19 protein-coding genes, 1 pseudogene and 1 riboswitch are annotated in these 21,714 nt (G+C 64.6%); of the genes and pseudogenes, 8 read left to right on the top strand and 12 right to left on the bottom strand.

The annotated features are described in order from the left end of the window. Positions 1 to 106: 106 nt before the first annotated feature. The 11 genes from nuoI to FJ949_RS10010 form a co-directional block, all read right to left on the bottom strand. Positions 107 to 598 (bottom strand): NADH-quinone oxidoreductase subunit NuoI, encoded by a 492-nt coding sequence (gene nuoI, locus FJ949_RS10060; protein WP_140495584.1) that lies wholly within the window; start codon positions 596 to 598, stop codon positions 107 to 109. Then, positions 598 to 1,641, bottom strand: coding sequence for an NADH-quinone oxidoreductase subunit NuoH (gene nuoH, locus FJ949_RS10055; RefSeq protein ID WP_140495583.1), 1,044 nt, complete (start codon positions 1,639 to 1,641; stop codon positions 598 to 600). The genes nuoI and nuoH overlap by 1 nt, the downstream gene beginning before the upstream one ends. Positions 1,642 to 1,643: 2 nt before the next feature. Beyond that, a complete protein-coding gene (gene nuoG, locus FJ949_RS10050) occupies positions 1,644 to 3,725 on the bottom strand; it encodes an NADH-quinone oxidoreductase subunit NuoG (protein WP_140495582.1) in 2,082 nt (693 codons plus the stop codon). A 73-nt stretch (positions 3,726 to 3,798) separates the two neighbouring features. Further along, entirely contained in the window at positions 3,799 to 4,494 is a 696-nt protein-coding gene (locus FJ949_RS10045; protein ID WP_140495581.1) for an NADH-ubiquinone dehydrogenase, read from the bottom strand. 75 nt (positions 4,495 to 4,569) lie between these two features. Further along, positions 4,570 to 5,874 carry an NADH-quinone oxidoreductase subunit NuoF gene (gene nuoF / locus FJ949_RS10040; protein WP_140495580.1) on the bottom strand — a complete coding sequence of 435 codons (1,305 nt, stop codon included), beginning with the start codon at positions 5,872 to 5,874 and terminating at the stop codon, positions 4,570 to 4,572. 10 nt (positions 5,875 to 5,884) lie between these two features. Further along, positions 5,885 to 7,162, bottom strand: coding sequence for an NADH-quinone oxidoreductase subunit E (locus tag FJ949_RS10035; protein WP_140495579.1), 1,278 nt, complete (start codon positions 7,160 to 7,162; stop codon positions 5,885 to 5,887). Continuing rightward, entirely contained in the window at positions 7,163 to 8,353 is a 1,191-nt protein-coding gene (locus FJ949_RS10030) for an NADH-quinone oxidoreductase subunit D (RefSeq protein ID WP_140495578.1), read from the bottom strand. Between the two features lie 66 nt (positions 8,354 to 8,419). Continuing rightward, positions 8,420 to 8,797 (bottom strand): four helix bundle protein, encoded by a 378-nt coding sequence (locus FJ949_RS10025; RefSeq protein WP_032919635.1) that lies wholly within the window; start codon positions 8,795 to 8,797, stop codon positions 8,420 to 8,422. 33 nt (positions 8,798 to 8,830) lie between these two features. Then, positions 8,831 to 9,433: an NADH-quinone oxidoreductase subunit C gene (locus FJ949_RS10020; protein WP_140495577.1), complete on the bottom strand. Its 603-nt coding sequence runs from the start codon at positions 9,431 to 9,433 to the stop codon at positions 8,831 to 8,833. A 4-nt stretch (positions 9,434 to 9,437) separates the two neighbouring features. Beyond that, positions 9,438 to 10,019: an NADH-quinone oxidoreductase subunit B gene (locus tag FJ949_RS10015; protein WP_140495576.1), complete on the bottom strand. Its 582-nt coding sequence runs from the start codon at positions 10,017 to 10,019 to the stop codon at positions 9,438 to 9,440. Further along, on the bottom strand, positions 10,010 to 10,375 hold the full coding sequence (locus tag FJ949_RS10010) for an NADH-quinone oxidoreductase subunit A (protein ID WP_140495575.1): 366 nt from the start codon (positions 10,373 to 10,375) through the stop codon (positions 10,010 to 10,012). Before FJ949_RS10010 ends, FJ949_RS10015 begins: the two co-directional genes overlap by 10 nt. 333 nt (positions 10,376 to 10,708) lie before the next feature. Between FJ949_RS10010 and FJ949_RS10005 the strand changes: the two genes are divergently transcribed. The 8 genes and pseudogenes from FJ949_RS10005 to FJ949_RS09970 all read left to right on the top strand — a co-directional run bounded on the left by FJ949_RS10005 (position 10,709) and on the right by FJ949_RS09970 (position 20,989). After that, positions 10,709 to 11,908, top strand: a complete 1,200-nt coding sequence (locus FJ949_RS10005) for a winged helix-turn-helix domain-containing protein (RefSeq protein ID WP_140495574.1) — start codon at positions 10,709 to 10,711, stop codon at positions 11,906 to 11,908. Positions 11,909 to 11,937: 29 nt separating this feature from the next. Continuing rightward, a riboswitch (cobalamin riboswitch) is annotated at positions 11,938 to 12,142 on the top strand. Between the two features lie 37 nt (positions 12,143 to 12,179). Further along, positions 12,180 to 12,626 (top strand): DUF1636 family protein, encoded by a 447-nt coding sequence (locus FJ949_RS10000; RefSeq protein ID WP_140495573.1) that lies wholly within the window; start codon positions 12,180 to 12,182, stop codon positions 12,624 to 12,626. A gap of 2 nt (positions 12,627 to 12,628) precedes the next feature. Next, positions 12,629 to 13,681: a cobalamin biosynthesis protein CobW gene (cobW, locus tag FJ949_RS09995; RefSeq protein ID WP_140495572.1), complete on the top strand. Its 1,053-nt coding sequence runs from the start codon at positions 12,629 to 12,631 to the stop codon at positions 13,679 to 13,681. A gap of 16 nt (positions 13,682 to 13,697) precedes the next feature. Next, complete coding sequence (cobN, locus tag FJ949_RS09990; RefSeq protein WP_140495571.1) at positions 13,698 to 17,363, top strand: cobaltochelatase subunit CobN; 3,666 nt, start codon at positions 13,698 to 13,700, stop codon at positions 17,361 to 17,363. Then, positions 17,360 to 18,905 (top strand): annotated as a pseudogene (cobG, locus tag FJ949_RS09985) (precorrin-3B synthase). The gene cobN and the pseudogene cobG overlap by 4 nt, the downstream one beginning before the upstream one ends. Then, on the top strand, positions 18,829 to 19,461 hold the full coding sequence (locus FJ949_RS09980) for a precorrin-8X methylmutase (protein ID WP_140495569.1): 633 nt from the start codon (positions 18,829 to 18,831) through the stop codon (positions 19,459 to 19,461). The pseudogene cobG and the gene FJ949_RS09980 overlap by 77 nt, the downstream one beginning before the upstream one ends. Continuing rightward, positions 19,458 to 20,228 carry a precorrin-2 C(20)-methyltransferase gene (locus FJ949_RS09975; RefSeq protein ID WP_140495568.1) on the top strand — a complete coding sequence of 257 codons (771 nt, stop codon included), beginning with the start codon at positions 19,458 to 19,460 and terminating at the stop codon, positions 20,226 to 20,228. The genes FJ949_RS09980 and FJ949_RS09975 overlap by 4 nt, the downstream gene beginning before the upstream one ends. Continuing rightward, positions 20,225 to 20,989 carry a precorrin-3B C(17)-methyltransferase gene (locus FJ949_RS09970; protein ID WP_140495567.1) on the top strand — a complete coding sequence of 255 codons (765 nt, stop codon included), beginning with the start codon at positions 20,225 to 20,227 and terminating at the stop codon, positions 20,987 to 20,989. Before FJ949_RS09975 ends, FJ949_RS09970 begins: the two co-directional genes overlap by 4 nt. On the opposite strand, the gene FJ949_RS09965 is transcribed toward FJ949_RS09970, so the two are convergent. Continuing rightward, positions 20,953 to 21,714, bottom strand: coding sequence for a cobalt-precorrin-6A reductase (locus FJ949_RS09965; RefSeq protein ID WP_140495566.1), 762 nt, complete (start codon positions 21,712 to 21,714; stop codon positions 20,953 to 20,955). The genes FJ949_RS09970 and FJ949_RS09965 overlap by 37 nt on opposite strands.

The raw sequence follows: 21,714 nt of genomic DNA, 5'->3' as shown, positions 1-21,714 counted from the left end.
CCCGGCGCAAAGAAACATGGGCAACTCTGAAGTCCTGAGGGATGACCTTGCCTGAAATGCTTCGGGTCATCCCCGGACAAGGGCCCTCGCCCCTGTCCATGCGATATCAGCGGTACGGTGCGTCCAGCGAGATGTTGCGCGCCAGTTCGCGCTCCCACCGGTCGCCATTCGCCAGCAGCCTGTCCTTGTCGTAGTAGAGTTCCTCGCGCGTCTCGGTCGCGAATTCGAAATTCGGCCCCTCGACGATGGCGTCGACCGGGCAGGCTTCCTGGCAGAAGCCGCAATAGATGCACTTCACCATATCGATGTCGTAGCGCACGGTACGGCGCGTGCCGTCGTTGCGGCGCGGGCCGGCCTCGATGGTGATGGCCTGCGCCGGACAGATCGCCTCGCACAATTTGCAGGCGATGCAGCGTTCCTCGCCATTGGGATAACGGCGCAAGGCATGCTCGCCCCGGAAGCGTGGGCTCACCGGCCCTTTCTCGTGCGGATAATTGATCGTCTCCTTCGGCGCGAAGAACTGGCGCATCGACAAGAAGAAGGCGCTGACGAAATCCTTCAGCAGCAGCGATTTGGCGGCCTGGGACAGAGCGGACATCACGCAAACCCCGTGATCTTGAGGAAGGCGGCGGTCAGCACCACCATGAACAGCGAGATCGGCAGGAACACCTTCCAGCCAAGCCGCATCAGCTGGTCGTAGCGGTAACGCGGCACGAACGCTTTCACCATGGAGAACATGAAGAACATCAGGCAGATCTTGAGCACGAACCAGATCACCCCCGGCACCCAGGTGAAGGGCGCGAAGTCGAACGGCGGCAGCCAGCCGCCGAGGAACAGGATGGTGGCCAGCGCGCACATCAGCACGACGGCGACATATTCGCCGAGGAAGAACAGCAGGAACGGCGTCGACGAATATTCGACCATGTGGCCGGCGACCAGTTCCGATTCGGCTTCGACGAGGTCGAAAGGCGGGCGATTCGTCTCGGCTAGCGCCGAGATGAAGAAGATGACGAACATCGGCAACAGCGACAGCCAGTGCCAGTCGAGGAAGGTGTTGGGCAGGCCGAGCCTGGTGCCGAGCCCATCCTGCTGCGACAGCACGATGTCGGACAGGTTGAGCGAGCCGACGCAAAGCAGCACGGTGACGATGACGAAGCCGATCGAGACCTCGTAGGACACCATTTGTGCGGCCGAACGCAGCGCCCCGAGGAACGGATATTTCGAATTGGACGCCCAGCCGCCCATGATCACGCCATAGACCTCGAGCGAGGAGATGGCGAAGACATAGAGGATACCCACATTGACGTTGGCGACGGCCCAGCCCTGGCTGACCGGAATGACCGCCCAGGCCGAGATCGCCAGAACCGCCGATACCAACGGCGCCAAAAGGAACACGCCCTTGTTGGCGCCGGACGGGATCACCGGCTCCTTGAAGACGAACTTCAACAGGTCGGCAAAGGCCTGCAGCGTGCCCCAGGGGCCGACGACGTTCGGGCCGCGGCGAAGTTGCACCGCCGCCCAGATCTTGCGGTCGGCATAGAGCAGGTAGGCGACGGCGATGAGAAGCACGACGATCAGCACGACCGACTTCAACACGATGATCAGCGCCGGCAGCACGTAGAAGGAGAAGAAGGTGTCCATGCTTATTCCGCCGCCTGCTTGAAGCCGCTCTTGGCCAGCGCAGAGCACTCCGCCATCACGGCAGAGGCCCGCGCGATCGGGTTGGTCAGGTAGAAATCCTGGACCGGCGACGTGAACGTGCCCTTGTTCAGCCGTCCACCAAGCTTCGCCACATTGGCGATATCCTCGGCATTGCCCGCAGCAACCTGGTCGATGCGGGCAAGATGCGGGTATTCGCCGTAGAGTTTAGCGCGCAGCTGCGGCAGCGAATCAAACGGCAACTTCTTGCCCAGTACATCCGACAATGCCCTGATGATGGCCCAATCCTCGCGCGCGTCGCCCGGCGCGAAGCCGGCGCGGTTGGTCTGCTGCACGCGCCCTTCCGTGTTGACATAGGTGCCCGACTTCTCGGTGTAGGCAGCGCCCGGCAGGATGACGTTGGCGCGGTGCGCGCCGGCATCGCCATGGGTGCCCACATAGACCACGAAAGCGCCGCCGGTCTTTGCCATGTCGATCTCGTCGGCGCCCAGCAAGAACAGCACGTCCGTCTCGCCCAGCATGCCGGCGACGTTCCTGCCGCCCTCGCTCGGCACGAAGCCAAGGTCGAGGCCGCCGACGCGTCCAGCCGCATTGTGCAGCACGGCAAAGCCGTTCCAGTCCGCGCGCGCGGCGTTCACGGCCATGGCGAGCTTCGCTGCCTGGCCGAGCACCGCCGCGCCATCGGGGCGTGCCAGCGCGCCCTGGCCGACGATGATGAGCGGATGCGTGGCCTTCTTCAGCACCTGGAAGAACTTGCCATCGCCGTCGGCCAGATCCTTGAGCGATTCCGGCCCTGCGCCCAGCAGTTCGTAGTCATAGCGTGTATCCCCGACATCGCCGATGACGCCGACCGGCAGATTGCCGACCCGCCAGCGCTTGCGGATGCGGGCGTTGAGCACCGAGGCTTCGAAGCGCGGATTGGCGCCGATGATCAGCACCGCGTCCGCCTGTTCGATGCCTTCGATGGTGGGGTTGAAAATGTAGCTTGCCCGGCCAAGCGACGGGTCGAGCGCGGCGCCGTCCTGGCGGCAATCCATGTTCTTCGAACCGAGTGCGGCCATCAGGAGCTTCAGCGCGTAGATTTCCTCGACCGCGGCAAGATCGCCCGCTATGGCGCCGATCTCCTCGGGCGTAGTCTTCGACACGGCGTCCTTGATCGCCGTGAAGGCCTCGGCCCAGCTCGCCGGGACCAGCTTACCGTCCTTGCGTACATAGGGCCGGTCGAGACGCTGCGTGCGCAGGCCGTCCCAGATGAAGCGGGTCTTGTCGGAGATCCACTCCTCGTTCACCGCCTCGTTGACGCGCGGCAGGATGCGCATCACCTCGCGGCCGCGGCTGTCGACGCGGATCGCCGAGCCGACGGCATCCATGACGTCGATGGATTCGGTCTTGGTCAGTTCCCACGGCCGTGCCTGGAAGGCGAAAGGCTTGGAGGTCAGCGCGCCGACGGGGCACAGGTCGATGACATTGCCCTGCAGCTCCGAGGTCATCGCCTGCTCGAGATAGGTGGTGATCTCGGCATCCTCGCCGCGGCCGATCAGGCCGAGTTCGGAAATGCCGGCAACCTCGGTGGTGAAGCGAACGCAGCGCGTGCAGTGGATGCAGCGGTTCATCACCGTCTTGACCAGCGGGCCGATATACTTGTCTTCGACCGCGCGCTTGTTCTCGTGATAGCGCGAGGAATCAACGCCGAAGGCCATCGCCTGGTCCTGCAGGTCGCATTCGCCGCCCTGGTCGCAGATCGGGCAATCCAGCGGATGGTTGATCAGCAGGAATTCCATCACGCCTTCCCTGGCCTTCTTGACCATCGGCGTGTTGGTGAAGATTTCCGGCGCTTCTCCGTTCGGACCGGGACGCAGGTCGCGCACGCCCATGGCGCAGGACGCTTGCGGCTTGGGCGGCCCGCCCTTCACCTCGATCAGGCACATGCGGCAATTGCCGGCGATCGACAACCGCTCGTGGAAGCAGAAGCGCGGCACTTCCGCGCCCGCGTCCTCTGCCGCCTGCAGCAGCGTGTAATGGTCGGGTACAGTGATTTCTTTCCCGTCGACCTTGAGCTTTGCCATTCGCCTCAAACCTCTGCGGATTTCCCGCAATCTCATTTCCCGGGCGCGACAGACGCGGCGCCCGGCATTTCACTCACTTCTTCGCGGCCAGCACAGCCGCCTGGGCAATCCAGTCGTCGCGCACGATACGGCCGTTGAACGACAGGTAGTCGTCGACCCAGGCGATCTCTTCGGGCGACCAGTCGGCGATCTGGCGGAACGTCCATATGCCGAGCCCGTTGAGCACCGTCTCCAGCTTCGGGCCGATGCCCGATATCTTCTTGAGATCCGAAGGCTTCGCCGGCCTCTCGATAGCCTTGGGCTGCCGGAAATCCTCGGGCAGCAGCACATCCGAAAGCTCGTCCGCTGACCGCCCCGCCTGTGCCGCCGGCACCGTGGTGGCGGCCTCCCTGGCGGCAATGTCGGTGACTTCCTGCGCGAAGGACTGCGCCTCCGCAATCAGGGTCTTGGCCGTCGCCCGCGCTCTGGTGGATGAAAGGCTCGCATCCTCGAATTGTTCCACGCGCGCCTCGAAATCCTCGATGAGCGGCTGCATGAGGCGTTGCGACGCCTCGGCTGCGCCCGACAGCGCGCCCAACCAGACGCCGAAAGCGTGGTTGGCGAGCCCAAGTCCCAGAGCCGACATCGCCGCCGCGCCCGCGACAGGGTGCGCCAGAAGGTTGACGGCGCCGGCCATCTCCTTCGGCATCATCCTGGTCAGGTCCTGGTTCATCTTCTCGATCTGGTCCAAATTGGGCATCAACGGGTGGGGTGTCGAATACGGCGCCATAGAATTCTCCTGGTCGTTTCTTCGTTCGCCCCGCCCCGTTCTTCTCGCTCCGGGCTATCGCCATTCAATGCTTCTCTATTCCGCCGCCACCAACACCGGCTCGGCCCGGTGCGCGTTGCGCGAAAACTCGTCGATGCGCCGCTCCACCTCGCCGCGGAAGTGCCGCATCAGGCCCTGGATCGGCCAAGCGGCCGCGTCGCCCAGCGCGCAGATCGTGTGGCCTTCGACCTGCTTGGTCACGTCGAGCAGCATGTCGATCTCGCGCTTCTGCGCCTCGCCGCGCACCAGCCGTTCCATCACCCGCCACATCCAGCCGGTGCCTTCACGGCACGGCGTGCATTGGCCGCAGCTCTCATGCTTGTAGAAGTAGGACAGCCGCGCGATGGCTTTGACGACATCGGTCGACTTGTCCATGACGATGACGGCCGCCGTGCCGAGGCCGGATTTGAGGTCGCGCAGCGCGTCGAAATCCATCGGCGTATCGATGATCTGCTCGGCCGGCACCAGCGGCACCGAGGCGCCGCCAGGAATGACCGCCAGAAGATTGTCCCAGCCGCCACGGATGCCGCCGCAATGCGTCTCGATCAGCTCGCGGAACGGGATCGACATCGCCTCTTCGACGGTGCACGGATTGTTGACGTGGCCGGAGACGCAGAACAGCTTGGTGCCGACATTGTTGGGCCGGCCGAAGGATGAGAACCAGGCCGCGCCCCGACGCAGGATCGTCGGCGCCACAGCGATCGATTCGACGTTGTTGACCGTCGTCGGGCAGCCATAAAGGCCGACATTGGCCGGAAATGGTGGCTTCAGCCTGGGCTGGCCCTTCTTTCCCTCGAGGCTTTCGAGCAGCGCCGTCTCCTCGCCGCAGATATAAGCCCCGGCGCCATGGTGCATATAGACGTCGAAATCGTAGCCTGAAGTGTTGCCCTTGCCGATCAGCTTGGCCTCATAGGCCTCGTCGATGGCACGCTGCAGCGCCTCGCGCTCGCGGATGAACTCGCCGCGCACATAGATGTAGGCCGCGACCGCGCCCATGGCGAAGCCGGCGAGCAAGGCGCCTTCGACCAGCGTGTGCGGATCGTTGCGCAGAATGTCGCGGTCCTTGCAGGTACCGGGCTCGGATTCGTCGGCATTGATGACGAGATAGCTCGGCCGGCCGTCACTCTGCTTGGGCATGAACGACCATTTCAAGCCGGTCGGGAAACCGGCGCCGCCGCGGCCGCGCAGGCCCGACGCCTTCATCTCGTTGACAATCCACTCGCGCCCCTTGGCGACGATGCTGGGCGTGTTGTCCCAGGCGCCTCGCGCCATTGCGCCGGCCAGCGACTTGTCGAAGAGGCCGTAGATGTTGGTGAAGATGCGGTCTTTGTCCTGAAGCATTGTTCGTCCCTCAGACCGGCTTCTTGCCGAAGACGCGGATATATTCGGCGACGCCGCCCTTGGCGAGCGCCTTGGCCTGCTTGACCCAGTCGTCTCGCTCGATGCGGCCGCGGAAGGAGAGATAGCTGTCCACCCACTCCCGTTCGGCCTTCTTCCAAGACGCAACCTGGGCGAAGGTGAAGATGCCGAGCGAATGCAGGATGCTCTCGGTCCTCGGGCCGACGCCGGAGATCAGCTTGAGATCGTCGACCAGCGCCGGCCTGGCGATGCCGGCCGGCCGGTTCTTGTCTTCCAACGAAGGCTTGGCCGCTTTGGCGGGAAGCTTGGTTTCCGGCGACTTGAACGCGGAAGCCGGCTCAGCCTTGTTCAGGGGGCCGCTGCGCGGCTTCAAAACTTTCTCGACCTCGGGCGCCGCCTTGTTGGCGTTTGTCGCCGAGTGGCGGGGAGCCGCGACGCTCGCCGCTTTTTCCGTTGCCGACGCGACCTTGGCCGGCGACGGCGTTTTCAGCGCCGGGCTGGTTTCAGCCGCATCGGTTTTCGGCTTGCTGGCATTGGACGGCGCGACAGGGGTGGCGGCCGGCGTTGGCACCGGCGCCGCGATGATCGCGTCGGGTGCCGCCTTGGCGGCCTTGGCGGCTTCCCTGGCCTCCCTGTCACGGGTCGACTTGAGGATCGCCTTCTCGCTTTTCAGCGTCGTGAGGCCGGCGGCCGGCTCCGAGCCGGTGCGGCCGTTCTGCGGCCCCGGCGTCACCGAGGCCCCCTTGCCCGCATCGTAGAGATCAATGATTTCGGCCAGCCGTTCCGGCGTCAGGTCTTCGAACGTGTCCTTGAAGATCATGACCATCGGCGCGTTGACGCAGGCGCCGAGGCATTCGACCTCTTCCCACGACAGCGTTCCCTTGTCGTTGGTGTGGAACTGGTCATGGTGGATCTTGGAGCGGCACACGTCCATCAGCGCTTCCGAGCCGCGCAGCATGCAGGGCGTGGTGCCGCAAACCTGGATGTGCGCCCGCGTGCCGACAGGATTCAGCTGGTACTGCGTGTAGAAGGTCGCGACCTCGAGCCCGCGGATGCGCGGCATGCCGAGCATGTCCGAAATCGTCTCGATCGCCGCCTTGGTGACCCAGCCTTCCTGCTCCTGCGCCAGCATCAGCAGTGGAATGATCGCAGACTGTTCCCGGCCCTTCGGGTACTTCTTGATCCATTGCTTGGCCGCGGCCGCGTTCGCCCGGTTGAAGGCGAAGGATGCTGGCTGGACGCTGGCTTCTGCGAGACGACGGACTGACATTTAGCGATCGACCTCACCAAACACGATGTCGAGGGAGCCGAGGACGGCGGTGACGTCGGCCAGCATGTGACCGCGGCACAGGAAATCCATGGCCTGGAGATGCGCGAAACCGGGCGCGCGCAGCTTGCAGCGATAAGGCTTGTTGGTGCCGTCGGAGACCAGATAGACGCCGAACTCGCCCTTGGGCGCCTCGACCGCCGCATAGACCTCGCCGGCCGGCACGCGGTAGCCCTCGGTGTAGAGCTTGAAGTGGTGGATCAGCGCTTCCATCGAGCGCTTCATCGCCTGGCGCTTTGGCGGCACGACCTTGCCGTCGAGGTTCGACACCGGCCCGGCGCTTTCCTTGCCGAGCAGGAGATCGATGCACTGGCGCATGATCTTCGCCGACTGGCGCATCTCTTCCATGCGCACGAGGTAACGGTCGAAACAGTCGCCGTTCTTGCCGATCGGAATATCGAAATCGAGCTCCGAATAGCATTCATAGGGCTGCGATCTGCGCAGGTCCCAGGCAGCGCCCGAGCCACGCACCATGACGCCGGAAAAGCCCCAGGCCCAGGCGTCGGCCAGCGAAACCGTGCCGATATCGACATTGCGCTGCTTGAAGATGCGATTGCCGGTCAGCAACTGATCGAGGTCGTCGATCGACTTCAGGAACGGATCGATCCACTTGCCGATGTCCTCGAGCAGCTTCTGCGGCAGGTCCTGGTGAACGCCGCCCGGACGGAAATAGGCGGCATGCATGCGCGAACCCGAGGCGCGCTCATAGAACACCATCAGCTTTTCGCGCTCGACGAAGCCCCACAGAGGCGGCGTCAGCGCGCCGACGTCCAGCGCCTGCGTCGTCACATTGAGGATGTGCGACATGATGCGGCCGATCTCGCAGTAGAGCACGCGGATCAGCTGACCGCGCTTCGGCACCTCGATGCCGAGCAGGCGCTCGGCGGCCAGTGCGAAGGCATGCTCCTGGTTCATCGGCGCGCAATAGTCGAGCCGGTCGAGATAAGGCACTGCCTGCAGGTAGGTTTTGTGCTCGATCAGCTTTTCGGTGCCGCGATGCAAGAGCCCGATATGCGGATCGACACGATCGACCACTTCGCCGTCCAACTCCAGAACCAATCTCAAAACACCATGCGCGGCAGGGTGTTGCGGTCCGAAGTTGATGTTAAAATTGCGGACGGAGGTTTCAGCCATTCTGGCGCCTCTGGCGAAGAGTCAGTAGTGAGTAGTGAGTAGTGATCATCAATCTCAATGCCTGCTTCATTCCGCCTGCTTGGCCTGCACTGTTCGGATAAGAGATCTCGTCATTTTTCCAATCTCTTCGCATCGCAGCAGCAGTTCAATCTCATTGTCTTTTCGCAGCAAGCCCACCCGGCACGCCAACAGTATGTGTGTTTCCAGTTCCTTCAACGAGCCTTGCGCCATGCGCAAAAATTGAACGAACGACCCTCTGTTTTCCCGACCGTATCCCTCTGCGACGTTCGCTGCGATCGAAACCGCCGATCGGCGCATCTGAGAGGTCATGCCGTAGATCTCTTCCTTCGGAAATTCCTTGGTGTAACGGTAGCAGTCTTCAGCAAGCGTCATCGCTGATTGCCACACCTTCAAGTCCCGATAGGATTCGATCCGTTGCTCCATTCTTCCCCTACTGACTACTGACTACTTCCCTATTCACTGTTTCGCCTTCTCATCCCCTGGCAGCACGTAATCGGTGCCTTCCCATGGGGACAGAAAATCGAAATTGCGGAATTCCTGCTTCAGTTCCACCGGCTCGTAGATGACGCGCTTGGCTTCGTCGTCGTAACGCACCTCGACGAAGCCGGTCAGCGGGAAATCCTTGCGCAGCGGGTGACCGTCGAAACCGTAATCGGTGAGAATGCGCCGCAGATCGGGGTGACCCGAAAACAGCACGCCATAGAGATCGTAGGTCTCGCGCTCGAACCAGTCGGCGCCGGGATAGACGCCGGTGATCGACGGCACCATCGTCTCCTCGTCGGCCTGCACCTTGATGCGGATACGCACGTTCTGCTTCGGCGACAACAGGTGATAGACGACGTCGAAGCGCTTGGCCCGCGACGGATAATCGGCGCCGCAGACATCGATGACCGAGATGAATTGGCAGCGCGGATCGTCACGCAGGAAAGTCACCACTTCGATCAGATCGCGCGGTTCGACATGGATGGTGAGTTCGCCATAGGCGAACACTGCTTCATTGACGCGGCCAATCAATTTTTCGCCGAGATAGGTCGACAGTTCGCTCAGGGATGCGGCCATGGATTTACCGTTCGATCGTGCCGGTGCGGCGGATCTTCTTCTGCAGCAGAAGAATGCCATAGAGCAGCGCTTCGGCGCTCGGCGGACAGCCGGGCACATAGATGTCGACCGGCACGATGCGGTCGCAGCCGCGCACCACCGAATAGGAATAGTGGTAATAGCCGCCGCCATTGGCGCAGGAGCCCATCGAGATGACGTAGCGCGGCTCCGGCATCTGGTCGTACACCTTGCGCAGCGCCGGGGCCATCTTGTTGGTCAGCGTGCCGGCAACGATCATGATGTCGGACTGGCGCGGAGACGCGCGAGGAGCAACACCGAACCGCTCCGAATCGTAACGCGGCATCGAGGTGTGGATCATCTCGACGGCGCAGCAGGCGAGGCCGAAGGTCATGAACATCAGCGAGCCGCTGCGCGCCCAGGTGATCAGCGCCTCGGTCGAGGTGACGAGAAAGCCCTTGTCGGCGAGTTCGTTGTTGATTTCGAGGAAGAACGGATCATCGGACCCAACCGGCCTGCCGGTATTGGGATCGATCAGACCCTTGGGCTTCGGCGCGACGAGCGTGCCGGAACTGTCGCTCAATCCCATTCGAGCGCTCCTTTTTTCCATTCATAGGCAAAGCCGATGGTCAGCACCGCCAAAAACACCATCATCGACCAGAAACCGAGCATGCCGATTTTCGAGAACGACACCGCCCACGGAAACAGGAAGGCCACTTCCAGGTCGAAGATGATGAACAGGATCGACACCAGGTAGAAGCGGATGTCGAACTTCATACGGGCGTCATCGAACGAGTTGAACCCGCATTCGTAGGCGGAAAGCTTTTCCGGGTCGGGATTGCGGTAGGCCACCAGGAACGGCGCCACGATAAGCGCGACGCCGACAGCCGCCGCCACTGCGATAAACAGGACGATGGGCAGGTACGAACTGAGAAGTGCGTTCATGCTGCGGCTTTCCGTTGGCGCCAATCCATTTTGATTACAGCACCAGACCCCATTTCGGAAGCGTGACAGTTTAACCGCTGAACCGTTTTAAGGGGCCTTTGCTGCAACGCGGCGAGGGTTAGCGCAGCGCTTCCGGCGAAGCAAGTCAAACCTTGTTCAAAACACTGGCCTGGACGGCATAAGGGAAGAAACTGGTCCGATCCGCTCCTGTCTGATTTCCTTCGCTTTTTACTCCACTTTTCTCTCCTGACAGAGTTGCCGCCAAAACCCTGCTAGCATGGCCGGAATCAACTGTCCGAACGACGCTCAACAAGCCATCAGAGTCGCATCCGAATGAAGGAAAAGATCTCGCTTGCCACGGCCCGGCGTATCGCGCTCGCCGCCCAAGGGTTCACTGATCCCCGCCCCGCCGGCACGCCCGACCGACGCCACTTCGCCCGCGTGCTCTCGCGTACCGGCCTGCTGCAGATCGATTCCGTCAGCGCGGTGGTGCGCGCTCATTACATGCCGCTCTATTCGCGCCTTGGTCCCTACCCGTTCGCCTTGCTCGACAACGCCGCCGTCACGCGCAAGCGCACGGTTTTCGAATACTGGGCGCACGAGGCTTCCTTCCTGCCGGTCGAGACCTATCCGTTGATGCGTTGGCGCATGCAGCGCGCCGAGCGTGGCGATGAAATGTATCTGGGCCTGGCCAAATGGGGCCGTGAGCACGCCGCCTATATAGAAGAGATCTACCGCGAGGTCGCGGAGCGCGGCCCGATCGCCGCTTCCGCGCTCGAAGGCCAGAAAGGATCCGGCGGCTGGTGGGGCTGGAGCCACGCCAAGCATGCCTTCGAATGGCTGTTCTGGGCAGGACGCATCACCACCGCGCACCGCCGTGGCTTCGAACGCTTCTACGATCTGCCCGAGCGCGTGCTGCCGCAGGCGATCCTCGATCTGCCGGTGCCGTCAGCCGAGGACGCGCATCGGGAATTGCTGCGGATATCCGCCCGCGCTCATGGCGTCGCGACAGCAAGCGACCTGCGCGACTATTTCCGCCTGTCGCCGGCCGACATGAAGGGCCGGCTGGAGGAGCTGGTTGAAACAGGCGAGCTGGTGCCGGTGCGTGTCGAGGGCTGGAACAAACCGGCTTACCTCCATAAGGAGGCCCGTATTCCACGAAAAATCGAGGCCCGCGCCTTGCTGGCGCCGTTCGATCCGGTCGTTTTCGAGCGCTCGCGCACGGAGCGGCTGTTCGATTTCCACTACCGCATAGAAATCTACACCCCTGCCGAAAAACGGCAATACGGCTATTACGTCCTGCCGTTCCTGCTCGGCGACAGGATCGTGGCGCGCGTCGACCTCAAGGCCGACCGGCCGGCCAGCGTGCTACGCGTCCACGCGGCCTATGCCGAGCCCGGCGCGCCGCCTGAAACCGCCGCGCAACTCTTCCAGGAATTGACGCAGATGCAGGGCTGGCTCGGCCTCGAACGGATCGAGGTTACGCCCGCCGGCGACCTTGGGCAGCCGCTCGCCGACATTGCCGTGTCGTAGACGCGCGTTGACACCGCCGCCTGCAAGAGCCTAAATCCATTCCAGACGGTCTCCTCTCGGCAAAGGGAGGAGCCAAGAGGGAATGCGGTGCGAAATCTCGATTTCAAATCCGCGGCTGTCCCCGCAACTGTAAGCGACGAGCCAAGGCCGAAAACCACTGGGACGGTCCCGGGAAGGCGGCACGAAGGCGATGACCCGCGAGCCAGGAGACCTGCCGTCTGAGACATAAGAATCCGATCGCCCGGCGGGTTTTCCGGGCAAGGAGCCCGATTTGGAACGCGACAGCAGTTTCCCGGCTGAAACAGCGGACATTTTGTCTGGCGATAGCGACTTGTCTGGCGATAGCGACGCCTTGGCCGGCGTCACTGTCATCATCTGCGCTTCCTGCCGCGACGAGACCGGTTCCGATGCCCATCCCCGCGCCGGCGAAGTTTTGGCTCAAGATACGCGCCAAGCCGCAACGGCCGACAATGTCCGTGTCCGCACCGTCGAATGCCTCGGCAACTGCAAGCGCCGTCTCAGTGCCGCGATTCTTCGCGACGGCTGCTGGAGTTATGTCTTCGGCGACCTGAACATCGCCAGCGGCGCCGATCTCGTCACCGGCGCGAAACTCTTCGCCGCTTCGACCAACGGCCTCATTCCGTGGCGCGGCCGTCCGGATTCCCTCAAGCGCGGCCTCGTCGCCCGCATTCCTCCCCTCGACATGCTGAAGGACTGATCATGACCGCCGCAGTTTCCGCCGCCACTCTCTCCCGCGTCCCCTGTACCGTCGTCACCGGCTTCCTGGGTGCCGGCAAGACCACGCTGGTCCGCCATCTCCTGGAAAACGCGGGCGGCAAGCGTATCGCCATCATCGTCAACGAATTCGGCGACATCGGCATCGACGGCGAGATACTCAAGGGCTGCGGCATCGACACCTGCCCGGAGGAAAACATCGTCGAACTGGCCAATGGCTGCATCTGCTGCACCGTCGCCGACGATTTCGTCCCGGCGCTCGACCAGATCCTGTCGCTGACGCCGAAAGTCGACCACATCCTGATCGAAACCTCAGGTTTGGCTCTGCCCAAGCCGCTGGTCCAGGCCTTCCAGTGGCCGACGGTGAAGAGCCGGGTGACAGTCGACGGCGTGATCGCCGTGGTCGACGGTCCGGCACTCGCCGAGGGGCGCGTCGCCAACGACATGGACGCCCTGCAGGCGCAACGCGCGCAGGACCAGACACTGGACCATGACGACCCCGTCGAGGAGGTGTTCGAGGACCAGATCGCCTGCGCCGACCTCATCATCCTGTCGAAGAGCGACCTGATGGATGCCGCAGGTTCGGCTCGCGCCAACGCCATCATTGGCGAACACTCCGCCCGCGCCGTGAAGGTCGTGCCGACGGCTCATGGCAAGGTCGATCCGTCCGTGCTGCTCGGGCTAGGCCTCGCCGTCGAGGACGACATCGAGAACCGCAAGTCCCATCATGACGGCGCCTTCGACCACGAGCACGACGACTTCGATACGTTCATCGTCGACATCCCCTCGATCGCCAACCCGGACGACCTGGCAAAGCGCGTCGCCACCGCCGCCGAACAGGAGAACGTGCTGCGGGTGAAAGGCTTCGTCGAGGTCGGCGGCAAGCCGATGCGGCTTTTGCTCCAGGCCGTTGGTCCGCGCGTCAATCATTACTACGACCGCGCCTGGACGGCTGACGACGACCGCCGCTCGCGCCTGGTCGTCATCGGCCTCAAGGGGCTGAACCGCCCGGCGATCGAGCATATCCTCGCCGGCTGAGGCAACACCGACCGCGATGCACATCCTCACCACCACATCCGCCTCGCTCGACGATCTCGCCGAGCCGGTCGATCTGCGGCAGACGCCGGCGGAGATGGTGGCGCTGTCCTTCACGGACAGCGACCTGGCCGGACTGGCAGCGGCTTGGAAAGGCGACGCCGATCGGCTGCCCACGATGCGGCTGGCCGCGCTGCGCGACCTGCGCCACCCCATGTCCGTCGACCTCTGGATCGACAGCGTCGCCCGTAACGCCAAAGTCATTCTGGTGCGTATTCTCGGCGGTTACGAGTGGTGGCGCTACGGCTGCGACCAGTTGGCCGTGGTTGCCCGTGAGCGCGGCATAAAGCTGGCACTGCTTCCCGGTGAAAGCCACGACGAGGATATCAGGCTGATCGAAGCCTCGACGCTGCCGCGCGAGGAACTGGACGGGCTGCTCAATTATTTCCGCCAGGGCGGCCCGGCCAATATGAGCGCGCTGGTGCGCAGGCTGGCGCGGTTGGCGGGGTCTGATGCCGAATTTGCCGAACCGGTTAGCGTGCCGAAAGCCGGGTTTTATGAGCCGGGGCGCGGAGTCGTGGAGAAGCCGGACTTATCGAATGTTGACGATCCTTCACACCCCCCTCTGTCCGGCAGGACATCTCCTCCGCAAGGGGGGAGATCGGCTGTCATCAAGGCCGGCTCCTCTTCTGTCCCCTTGGACAGGGATTTATCTCGACCATCCGCGATAGGCGAAATCGTCGATGAAAGAGCAATCTCCCCCCTTGCGGGGGAGATGTCCGGTAGGACAGAGGGGGGTGTGACGGAACTCGACGCCGGCAACGTCAACCCACCCGTGATTCCCGTCCTCTTCTACCGCTCGATGCTGCTCGCCGCCGATGTCGCGCCGATCGACGCGCTTTTCGAGGCGCTACGGCAGCGCGACATGCTCCCCGTCCCCATCTTCGTCTCCAGCCTGAAAGACCCGGAATCTCTGGCTTTTGTTGAAACCGCGATTGCCCAGCTCAAGCCCGCCGCCATCATCACCGCGACCGCTTTCGCGTCCGGCGCCGAACCCGGCGTCGAAACCCTGTTCGACCGCGCCGGCGTTCCCGTCTTCCAGGTCATCGTCGCCACCACCCGCCGCGACGTATGGGAGAAGAACCAGCGCGGGCTGGCGCCCGCCGACCTCGCCATGCATGTCGTTCTGCCCGAACTGGACGGCCGCATCCTCGCCGGCGCCGTTTCGTTCAAGGGCGAAAGCGAGACCGACCCGGCGCTCGGCCACCGCGCCTTTGCCAACCGGCCGGAGCCCGATCGCGTCGAACAGGTGGCGGACCGGGTCGCGGCCTTCATCAGCCTTCGGGAAACGCCGCGCGCCGAGCGCAAGGTCGCTATCCTGATCCCCGATTACCCAAGCGCTCCCGGCCGCACCGGCTATGCGGTCGGGTTGGATGTGCCATCGAGCGTGCTGGCGATGCTGCACGACCTCCAGGAACAGGGCTATGCGGTTGAGGGAATTCCCCAAACGTCGCGTGCGTTGCTGGATGCGCTGGAGCGCAGCAAGGCTGGGTTGGAGTTGGATGAATACCTTGCCTTCTCAACGGAATTGCCGGGCGCAGCAATTGCTGCCGTAGAAGCAGCTTGGGGCAAAGCCGAAGGCGAGACAGGTTTGCGCGAGCCACCCCCCTCTGTCCTGCCGCCAATCTCCCCCCTTGAGGGGGAGATGTCCGGCAGGACAGAGGGGGGCGCCTCGCGCAAACCTTCGCCATCAAGCGAAAAACACTTCCCCTTCCGCGCCGCGACCTTCGGCAACATCACCGTGGCGCTGGCTCCAGACCGCGGCCGCTCGGCCGACCGCCGCGCCGACTATCACGACCCGACGCTGCCGCCGCGCCATGCATTGCTCGCCTTCGGCCTGTGGCTGCGCAAATTGCTCGGCGTCCATGCGCTCATCCATGTTGGCGCGCATGGCACGCTGGAATGGCTGCCGGGCAAGACGGTTGCGCTTTCGCAAAGCTGCTTCCCCGAGATCGTCACCGGTCCCCTGCCCGTCATCTATCCCTTTATCGTCTCCAATCCCGGCGAGGCGGCGCAGGCGAAGCGGCGGATCGCCGCCGTCACGCTCGGCCATCTGCCGCCGCCGCTGACCGGCGCCGGATTGGACGAGAACCAGCACAGGCTCGAACGGCTGGTCGACGAATACGCCCAGGCTGACGGTCTCGACCGCCGCCGCCGCGACCGTCTGGCCAGTCTGATCGTCGAAACCGCGCAGACGACGGGCCTCGCCGCGGAGGCCGGCGTTGCCCGCACCGACGCGCCGGACGAGGCCCTGCGCCGCATCGATGCCTGGCTCTGCGACCTGAAGGATTTCGCTATCAAGGATGGGCTGCATGTCTACGGCCGCGCGCCCGACGAAGAGCCCGACCTTATGCGCCGGCAAAGCGCCGAGGCCGAAAAGGCCGCCCTTCTTGCCGCGCTCGACGGTCGTCATGTCACCGCGGGCCCGGCCGGCGCGCCCGCGCGCGGGCGTTCCGACGTTCTGCCCACCGGCCGCAACCTGTTCACATCGGACCCGCGCGCCATGCCGACGCCGACGGCTTACGACATCGGCAAGGCTGCCGCCGAGGAAGTGGTGCGCGCCTATATGCAATCGCATGGCGACTGGCCGCGCTCGCTGATCATCGACCTCTGGGGTTCGGCGTCTTTGCGCACCGGCGGCGAGGAGATCGCGCAGGGGCTTTCGCTGATGGGCTGCCGCCCGCAATGGGATGCCGCCACAGGCCGCGTCACCGGCATCGAGGTGTTGGCGCCGGCAGCGCTTGGCCACCCGCGCGTCGACGTCACCTGGCGCATATCGGGCCTGTTCCGCGACATGTTCCCGACCCAGATCGCGCTGATCGATGCCGCTGCCAACGCCGTTGCCGCGCGCGACGAGGACGATTCGGAAAATCCGCTCGCCGCAAGGACCCGCGCCGAGGGCAAGATCAGCCCGCGCATCTTTGGCACCTCGCCTGGCACTTACGGCGCTGGCGTCGAGGAAATCCTGTCGAGCGGCGACTGGGCGGCGCGCGAGGAAATCGGCCGCGCCTATCTCGATGCCACATCGCATGCCTATGGCGGCGCCGGCGGTGAAGGGATCGCCGCGCCCGGCGCTTTCGAGAACCGCATCGCCGAGGCCGATCTTCTCGTCCACACCGGCGACGATCCCGGCCGCGACATCCTCGAAGGCTCCGCCGATGTCGCCTTTATCGGCGGCTTTTCGGCCGCCCTTGCAGCGCTTGGCAGGAATGCCGACGTTATCGTGCTGGACACGACGGACCCGCAGAGGCCGAAGCCGCGTTCACTTAGTGAGGCTGTGACGCGCGTCGTGCGCGCCCGCGCTGTCAACGCCCGCTTCATAGCGGGCCAGATGCGCCACGGCCCGCGCGGCGCCTCGGAATTCGCCGAAACCGTCGACCGGCTGGTTGGCTTCGCCGAAACCACGCAGGCCATACCGGGCGCGCTGATAGAGGCCGTGCACGATGCCTATCTCGGCGATGCGGACGTCCGCGCCTTCATCCTGCGCGAAAACCCGGCCGCCGCAAAAGCCATTGCCGAACGCCTCCTGTCGGCGCGACGGCGGGGCCTCTGGCATCCCTTGCGCAATTCGATCGACGACGACCTCGCGGCACTGATTGCCGAGGCACGGGAGTTGGCGGCATGAACGCCTACTCCCGCCGCGGCGCCTGCCCGGCCCTTTCGGCGCCGATGCAGACCGGCGACGGCCTGCTGGTGCGGCTCAACCCGGTCGCCGGAGGATTGTCGCCGAAGCTTCTGATCGGACTGGCAGAATCCGCCCTGCGGCACGGCAACGGCATCATGGAAGTGACAGCGCGCGGCAGCTTGCAAATACGCGGATTGACCACGCAAAGTGCAACCCTGCTGGCGAAGGAAGTCGATGCGCTGGGCATTGTGGTCCGCACTGGCGTACCAGTGGAGACCGGACCACTGGCCGGCATCGATCCGCAGGAGATCGTCGACCCCAGGCCGCTGGCTGATCGGATCAGGGAAGCGGTCGAGGACGCCGGGCTGTCGCAGCGGCTCGGGCCGAAGGTTTCGGTCGTTGTCGACGGTGGCGGGCAACTGACGATGGATGCTGTGACGGCCGACGTGCGGCTGAAGGCGGTGAGCACCGAGGCGGGAATCCGCTGGCGGGTGTCGGTTGCCGGTGACGGGCGGAATGCGAAAGTGTTGGCAAAGGTCAACGCGCATGCCGCTAGAGACATAGCCGTCGCAGCGCTTAGGATGGTGGCTGAAAAAGGCCGCGAAGCGCACACACGGGATTTATCGGAGAGGCAAATAGCGTCTCTCGCAAGTTGGCATTCTACGGCGCCCCCCTCTGTCCTGCCGGACATCTCCCCCACAAGGGGGGAGATTGCTCATTCACGCTCGCCTTTGCCAATTTCCTGGGATGCAGAAGGAGAGCCGGCGCCCGAACCGCCAATCTCCCCCCTTGTGGGGGAGATGTCCGGCAGGACAGAGGGGGGCGCCGTAGAGCACCCTCGCTCGCCGATTGGCGTTTTCGACTTGAACACTGGCCGCGCCCTCGGCATCGGTCTCCCCTACGGCAGCATGCCCGCCGAAAGGCTCATCGCCCTCGCTCAAAGCGCTCTCACCCTCGGGACGTCAGAAATCCGCCTCGCCCCGGGCCGCGCCCTGCTCTTCCTCGGCCAGCCACCAGCCGCCAATCCTTCCCTCCAGCAAACAGCCGCCACCCTCGGCTTCGTCACCGCCCCCACCGACCCGCGCACGCGCATCGCTGCTTGTCCCGGCGCGCCGGCTTGCGCCTCGGGTCGCATCGCCACGCGCGACATTGCCGAGGCGATCGCCACCGAAAACGCCGATAGTCTTGACTTCACCTTGCATGTTTCTGGCTGCGCCAAGGGTTGCGCGCATCCCGGCCCAGCGGCGCTGACCGTGGTCGGCGGCGAAAATGGAGCCGGACTTGTCGTGAACGCGACGGCAAAGGCCCTTCCTGCCGGTTACAGGCCGGGCTATGACGCCGCGCGCGGCATCGGCCGCGTCGCGGCGGCAATCCGCAGCGCACGCTATCAGGGCGAGACCGCCGCCGCCTGCCTGACGAGGCTGGGGCCGGCCGACATCGCAGAGGCTTATCGACAGGAATGACAATGGTCGCCTACGACTACATCCACGACGGCACGGCGATCTACGAACGCTCCTTTGCCATCATCCGCGCCGAGGCTGATCTCGCGCGCTTTTCCGAAGCAGAGGCCGATGTCGCGGTCCGCATGATCCATGCCTGCGGCCAAGTGGAAGCCGCCAAGAATTTTGTCTTCTCCAGCGATTTCGTTTCCGCCGCACGGGCCGCGCTTGCCGCCGGCGCGCCGATCTTCTGCGACGCCGAAATGGTCTCGCACGGCGTCACCCGCGCCCGCCTGCCTGCCGGCAACGAGGTGATCTGCACCTTGCGCGACCCGCGCACGCATGAAATCGCCAGGACGATCGGCAACACACGTTCTGCCGCCGCGATCGACCTGTGGGGCGAGCGCATCGCCGGTTCGGTGGTGGCCATCGGCAATGCGCCGACCGCACTCTTTTATCTTCTGGAGAAGCTGCGCGACGGTGCGCCGAAACCGGCCGCCATCATCGGCATGCCGGTGGGCTTCGTCGGTGCCGCCGAATCGAAGGACGCGCTGGCGCAGAATTCCTACGGCGTACCCTATGCAATCGTGCGCGGCAGGCTTGGCGGCAGCGCCATGACCGCGGCAGCCCTCAATTCTCTCGCGAGGCCCGGCCTGTGAACGCGCTCCCCAAAACCGGATCGAGGGGCCGCCTGGTCGGCGTCGGTACCGGTCCCGGCGACCCGGAACTGTTGACGCTGAAGGCCGCGCGTGCGCTGGCCGAGGCCGATGTGGTGGCGTATTTCGCCAAGCGCGGCAACAACAGCAATGCGCGCGCCATCGTCGAGACGCGCTTCCGGCCCGACATGCTGGAGCTGCCGTTGCTCTATCCCGTGACCACGGAGATCGACAAGGATCACGACGATTACCGCGCGCAGATATCGGCCTTCTACGAGGAGTCCGCCGAGACCGTTGCCGGTCATCTGGATGCCGGTAGGATGGTCGCCGTGCTGTCGGAAGGCGATCCGCTCTTCTATGGCTCCTACATGCATCTGCATGTGCGCCTCGCCCATCGTTTTCCGACCGAGGTCATTCCCGGCGTTACCGCCATGTCGGGCTGCTGGTCGGCGACCGGCCTGCCGATCGTTCAGGGCGACGACGTGCTGACCGTGCTGCCGGGCACGATGAGCGAGTTCGAACTGACCCGGCGCCTCGCCGACACCGATGCCGCCGTCATCATGAAGGTCGGCCGCAACCTGCCCAAAATCCGGCGGGCGCTGGAGGCCACCGGCAAGCTGACACGCGCCGTCTATGTCGAGCGCGGCACCATGCCGGGCAGCGTCTCGATGCGGCTCACCGACAAGCCGGACGACAAGGCGCCCTATTTCGCCATTGTGCTCGTTGCCGGCTGGTCCGGACGCCCTGTCGCGTCGGCGGGTAGCGCATGAGCGGCCGCCTCACTGTCATCGGGCTCGGACCTGGCAACGCCGATCAGGTGACGCCGCAGGCGAGCCACGCCGTCGCCGAGGCAAGCTTCTTCTACGGCTACAAGCCCTATCTCGACCGGCTGGAATTGCGCCCGGACCAGACCCGCATCGCCTCCGACAATCGCGAAGAGCTTGCCCGCTCCAACGAGGCGCTGGCGAAGGCGGCCGAAGGTCACAATGTCGCCGTCGTCTCCGGGGGCGATCCAGGCGTCTTCGCCATGGCGGCGGCCGTCTGCGAGGCGATCGAAGCCGGCCCCTCCGAATGGCGCGCGATCGATCTCGCAATCGTGCCTGGCGTCACCGCCATGCTCGCTGTCGCTGCCCGCATCGGGGCACCGCTCGGCCATGATTTCTGCGCCATCTCGCTGTCCGACAATCTGAAGCCATGGGACTTGGTCGAACTGCGCCTGCTGGCGGCCGCCGGCGCCGGCTTCGTCATCGCGCTTTACAATCCCATCAGCAAGGCGCGCCCCTGGCAGCTTGGCCGCGCCTTCGAATGTCTGAAGGCCATTCTGCCGGGCACCACGCCCGTTATATTCGGCCGTGCCGCAGGCCGGCCCGATGAGCGCATCGAGGTGTTCCTGCTGGCGGATGCCGATGCCGACAAGGCGGATATGGCAACCTGCATCATCATCGGTTCGCCGGAAACCCGGATCATCAGGCGCGGTAACAGGCCGGCGCTGGTTTACACGCCGCGCTCCGCGGCAGGCTCGACAAGATGATCGACCATGTCGGCAAGCTGATCAACGGTCGCAGCCGAAGGAATCTCCGGCAGCGCAGGCCTGTGCACCATGACGACGTCGAGGCCAAGCGCCCGCGCCGCGGCGATCTTGCCATAAGTCGCCGCGCCGCCGCTGTTCTTGGATACGACGATGTCGATGCCGTGCCGCTGGAGCAGCGTGTGTTCCTCCGCCTCGCGAAACGGCCCGCGCGCCAGGAGATAGGTGGCATCGGGCACTGCCAGCTTCGGCTCGACCGGATCGACGCTGCGGATGAGATAGTGGTGCTGGGGCGCGGCTTCGAAAGCCGCGACCTCCTGCCGGCCGAGAGCCAGGAATACACGGCGCGGCGCCGGTCCAAGCGCCTGCACGGCATCGCCTGTCGTATAGACCTGCGTCCAGCGATCGCCCTCGACAGGCTCCCAGCCGGGACGGCGCAGAGCGACGATCGGCACCCCAGCCATGCGCGCGGCCTGCGCCGCATTGGCGGAAATTCGCGCCGCGTAGGGATGCGTGGCGTCGATCAGCAGCTCGATGCTTGTCTCCTTGAGATAGGCGGCCAGACCATCGGCGCCGCCAAACCCTCCACTGCGTACCGGCACGCCCTGCGTCACCGGGCTTTCGGTGCGGCCCGCCAGCGACAGCGTCACCGAGTGACCGGCTGCCAGTTTTCCAGCCAGTTGCCGGGCTTCGGTGGTTCCGCCGAGGATCAGAATGCGGTGGGTCAT

Source organism: Mesorhizobium sp. B2-4-1 (genome assembly GCF_006442185.1).
Classification (GTDB): Bacteria; Pseudomonadota; Alphaproteobacteria; order Rhizobiales; family Rhizobiaceae; genus Mesorhizobium.
Note: the sequence above shows the minus strand (reverse complement) of the source record. Positions and strands in the feature narration are given on the sequence as shown.

Coding starts and splice junctions, on each gene's coding strand:
- nuoI (WP_140495584.1), bottom strand. CDS start 598: ATGTCCGCTCTGTCCCAGGCCGCCAAATCGCTGCTGCTGAAGGATTTC.
- nuoH (WP_140495583.1), bottom strand. CDS start 1,641: ATGGACACCTTCTTCTCCTTCTACGTGCTGCCGGCGCTGATCATCGTG.
- nuoG (WP_140495582.1), bottom strand. CDS start 3,725: ATGGCAAAGCTCAAGGTCGACGGGAAAGAAATCACTGTACCCGACCAT.
- FJ949_RS10045 (WP_140495581.1), bottom strand. CDS start 4,494: ATGGCGCCGTATTCGACACCCCACCCGTTGATGCCCAATTTGGACCAG.
- nuoF (WP_140495580.1), bottom strand. CDS start 5,874: ATGCTTCAGGACAAAGACCGCATCTTCACCAACATCTACGGCCTCTTC.
- FJ949_RS10035 (WP_140495579.1), bottom strand. CDS start 7,162: ATGTCAGTCCGTCGTCTCGCAGAAGCCAGCGTCCAGCCAGCATCCTTC.
- FJ949_RS10030 (WP_140495578.1), bottom strand. CDS start 8,353: ATGGCTGAAACCTCCGTCCGCAATTTTAACATCAACTTCGGACCGCAA.
- FJ949_RS10025 (WP_032919635.1), bottom strand. CDS start 8,797: ATGGAGCAACGGATCGAATCCTATCGGGACTTGAAGGTGTGGCAATCA.
- FJ949_RS10020 (WP_140495577.1), bottom strand. CDS start 9,433: ATGGCCGCATCCCTGAGCGAACTGTCGACCTATCTCGGCGAAAAATTG.
- FJ949_RS10015 (WP_140495576.1), bottom strand. CDS start 10,019: ATGGGATTGAGCGACAGTTCCGGCACGCTCGTCGCGCCGAAGCCCAAG.
- FJ949_RS10010 (WP_140495575.1), bottom strand. CDS start 10,375: ATGAACGCACTTCTCAGTTCGTACCTGCCCATCGTCCTGTTTATCGCA.
- FJ949_RS10005 (WP_140495574.1), top strand. CDS start 10,709: ATGAAGGAAAAGATCTCGCTTGCCACGGCCCGGCGTATCGCGCTCGCC.
- cobW (WP_140495572.1), top strand. CDS start 12,629: ATGACCGCCGCAGTTTCCGCCGCCACTCTCTCCCGCGTCCCCTGTACC.
- cobN (WP_140495571.1), top strand. CDS start 13,698: ATGCACATCCTCACCACCACATCCGCCTCGCTCGACGATCTCGCCGAG.
- FJ949_RS09980 (WP_140495569.1), top strand. CDS start 18,829: ATGGTCGCCTACGACTACATCCACGACGGCACGGCGATCTACGAACGC.
- FJ949_RS09970 (WP_140495567.1), top strand. CDS start 20,225: ATGAGCGGCCGCCTCACTGTCATCGGGCTCGGACCTGGCAACGCCGAT.
- FJ949_RS09965 (WP_140495566.1), bottom strand. CDS start 21,714: ATGACCCACCGCATTCTGATCCTCGGCGGAACCACCGAAGCCCGGCAA.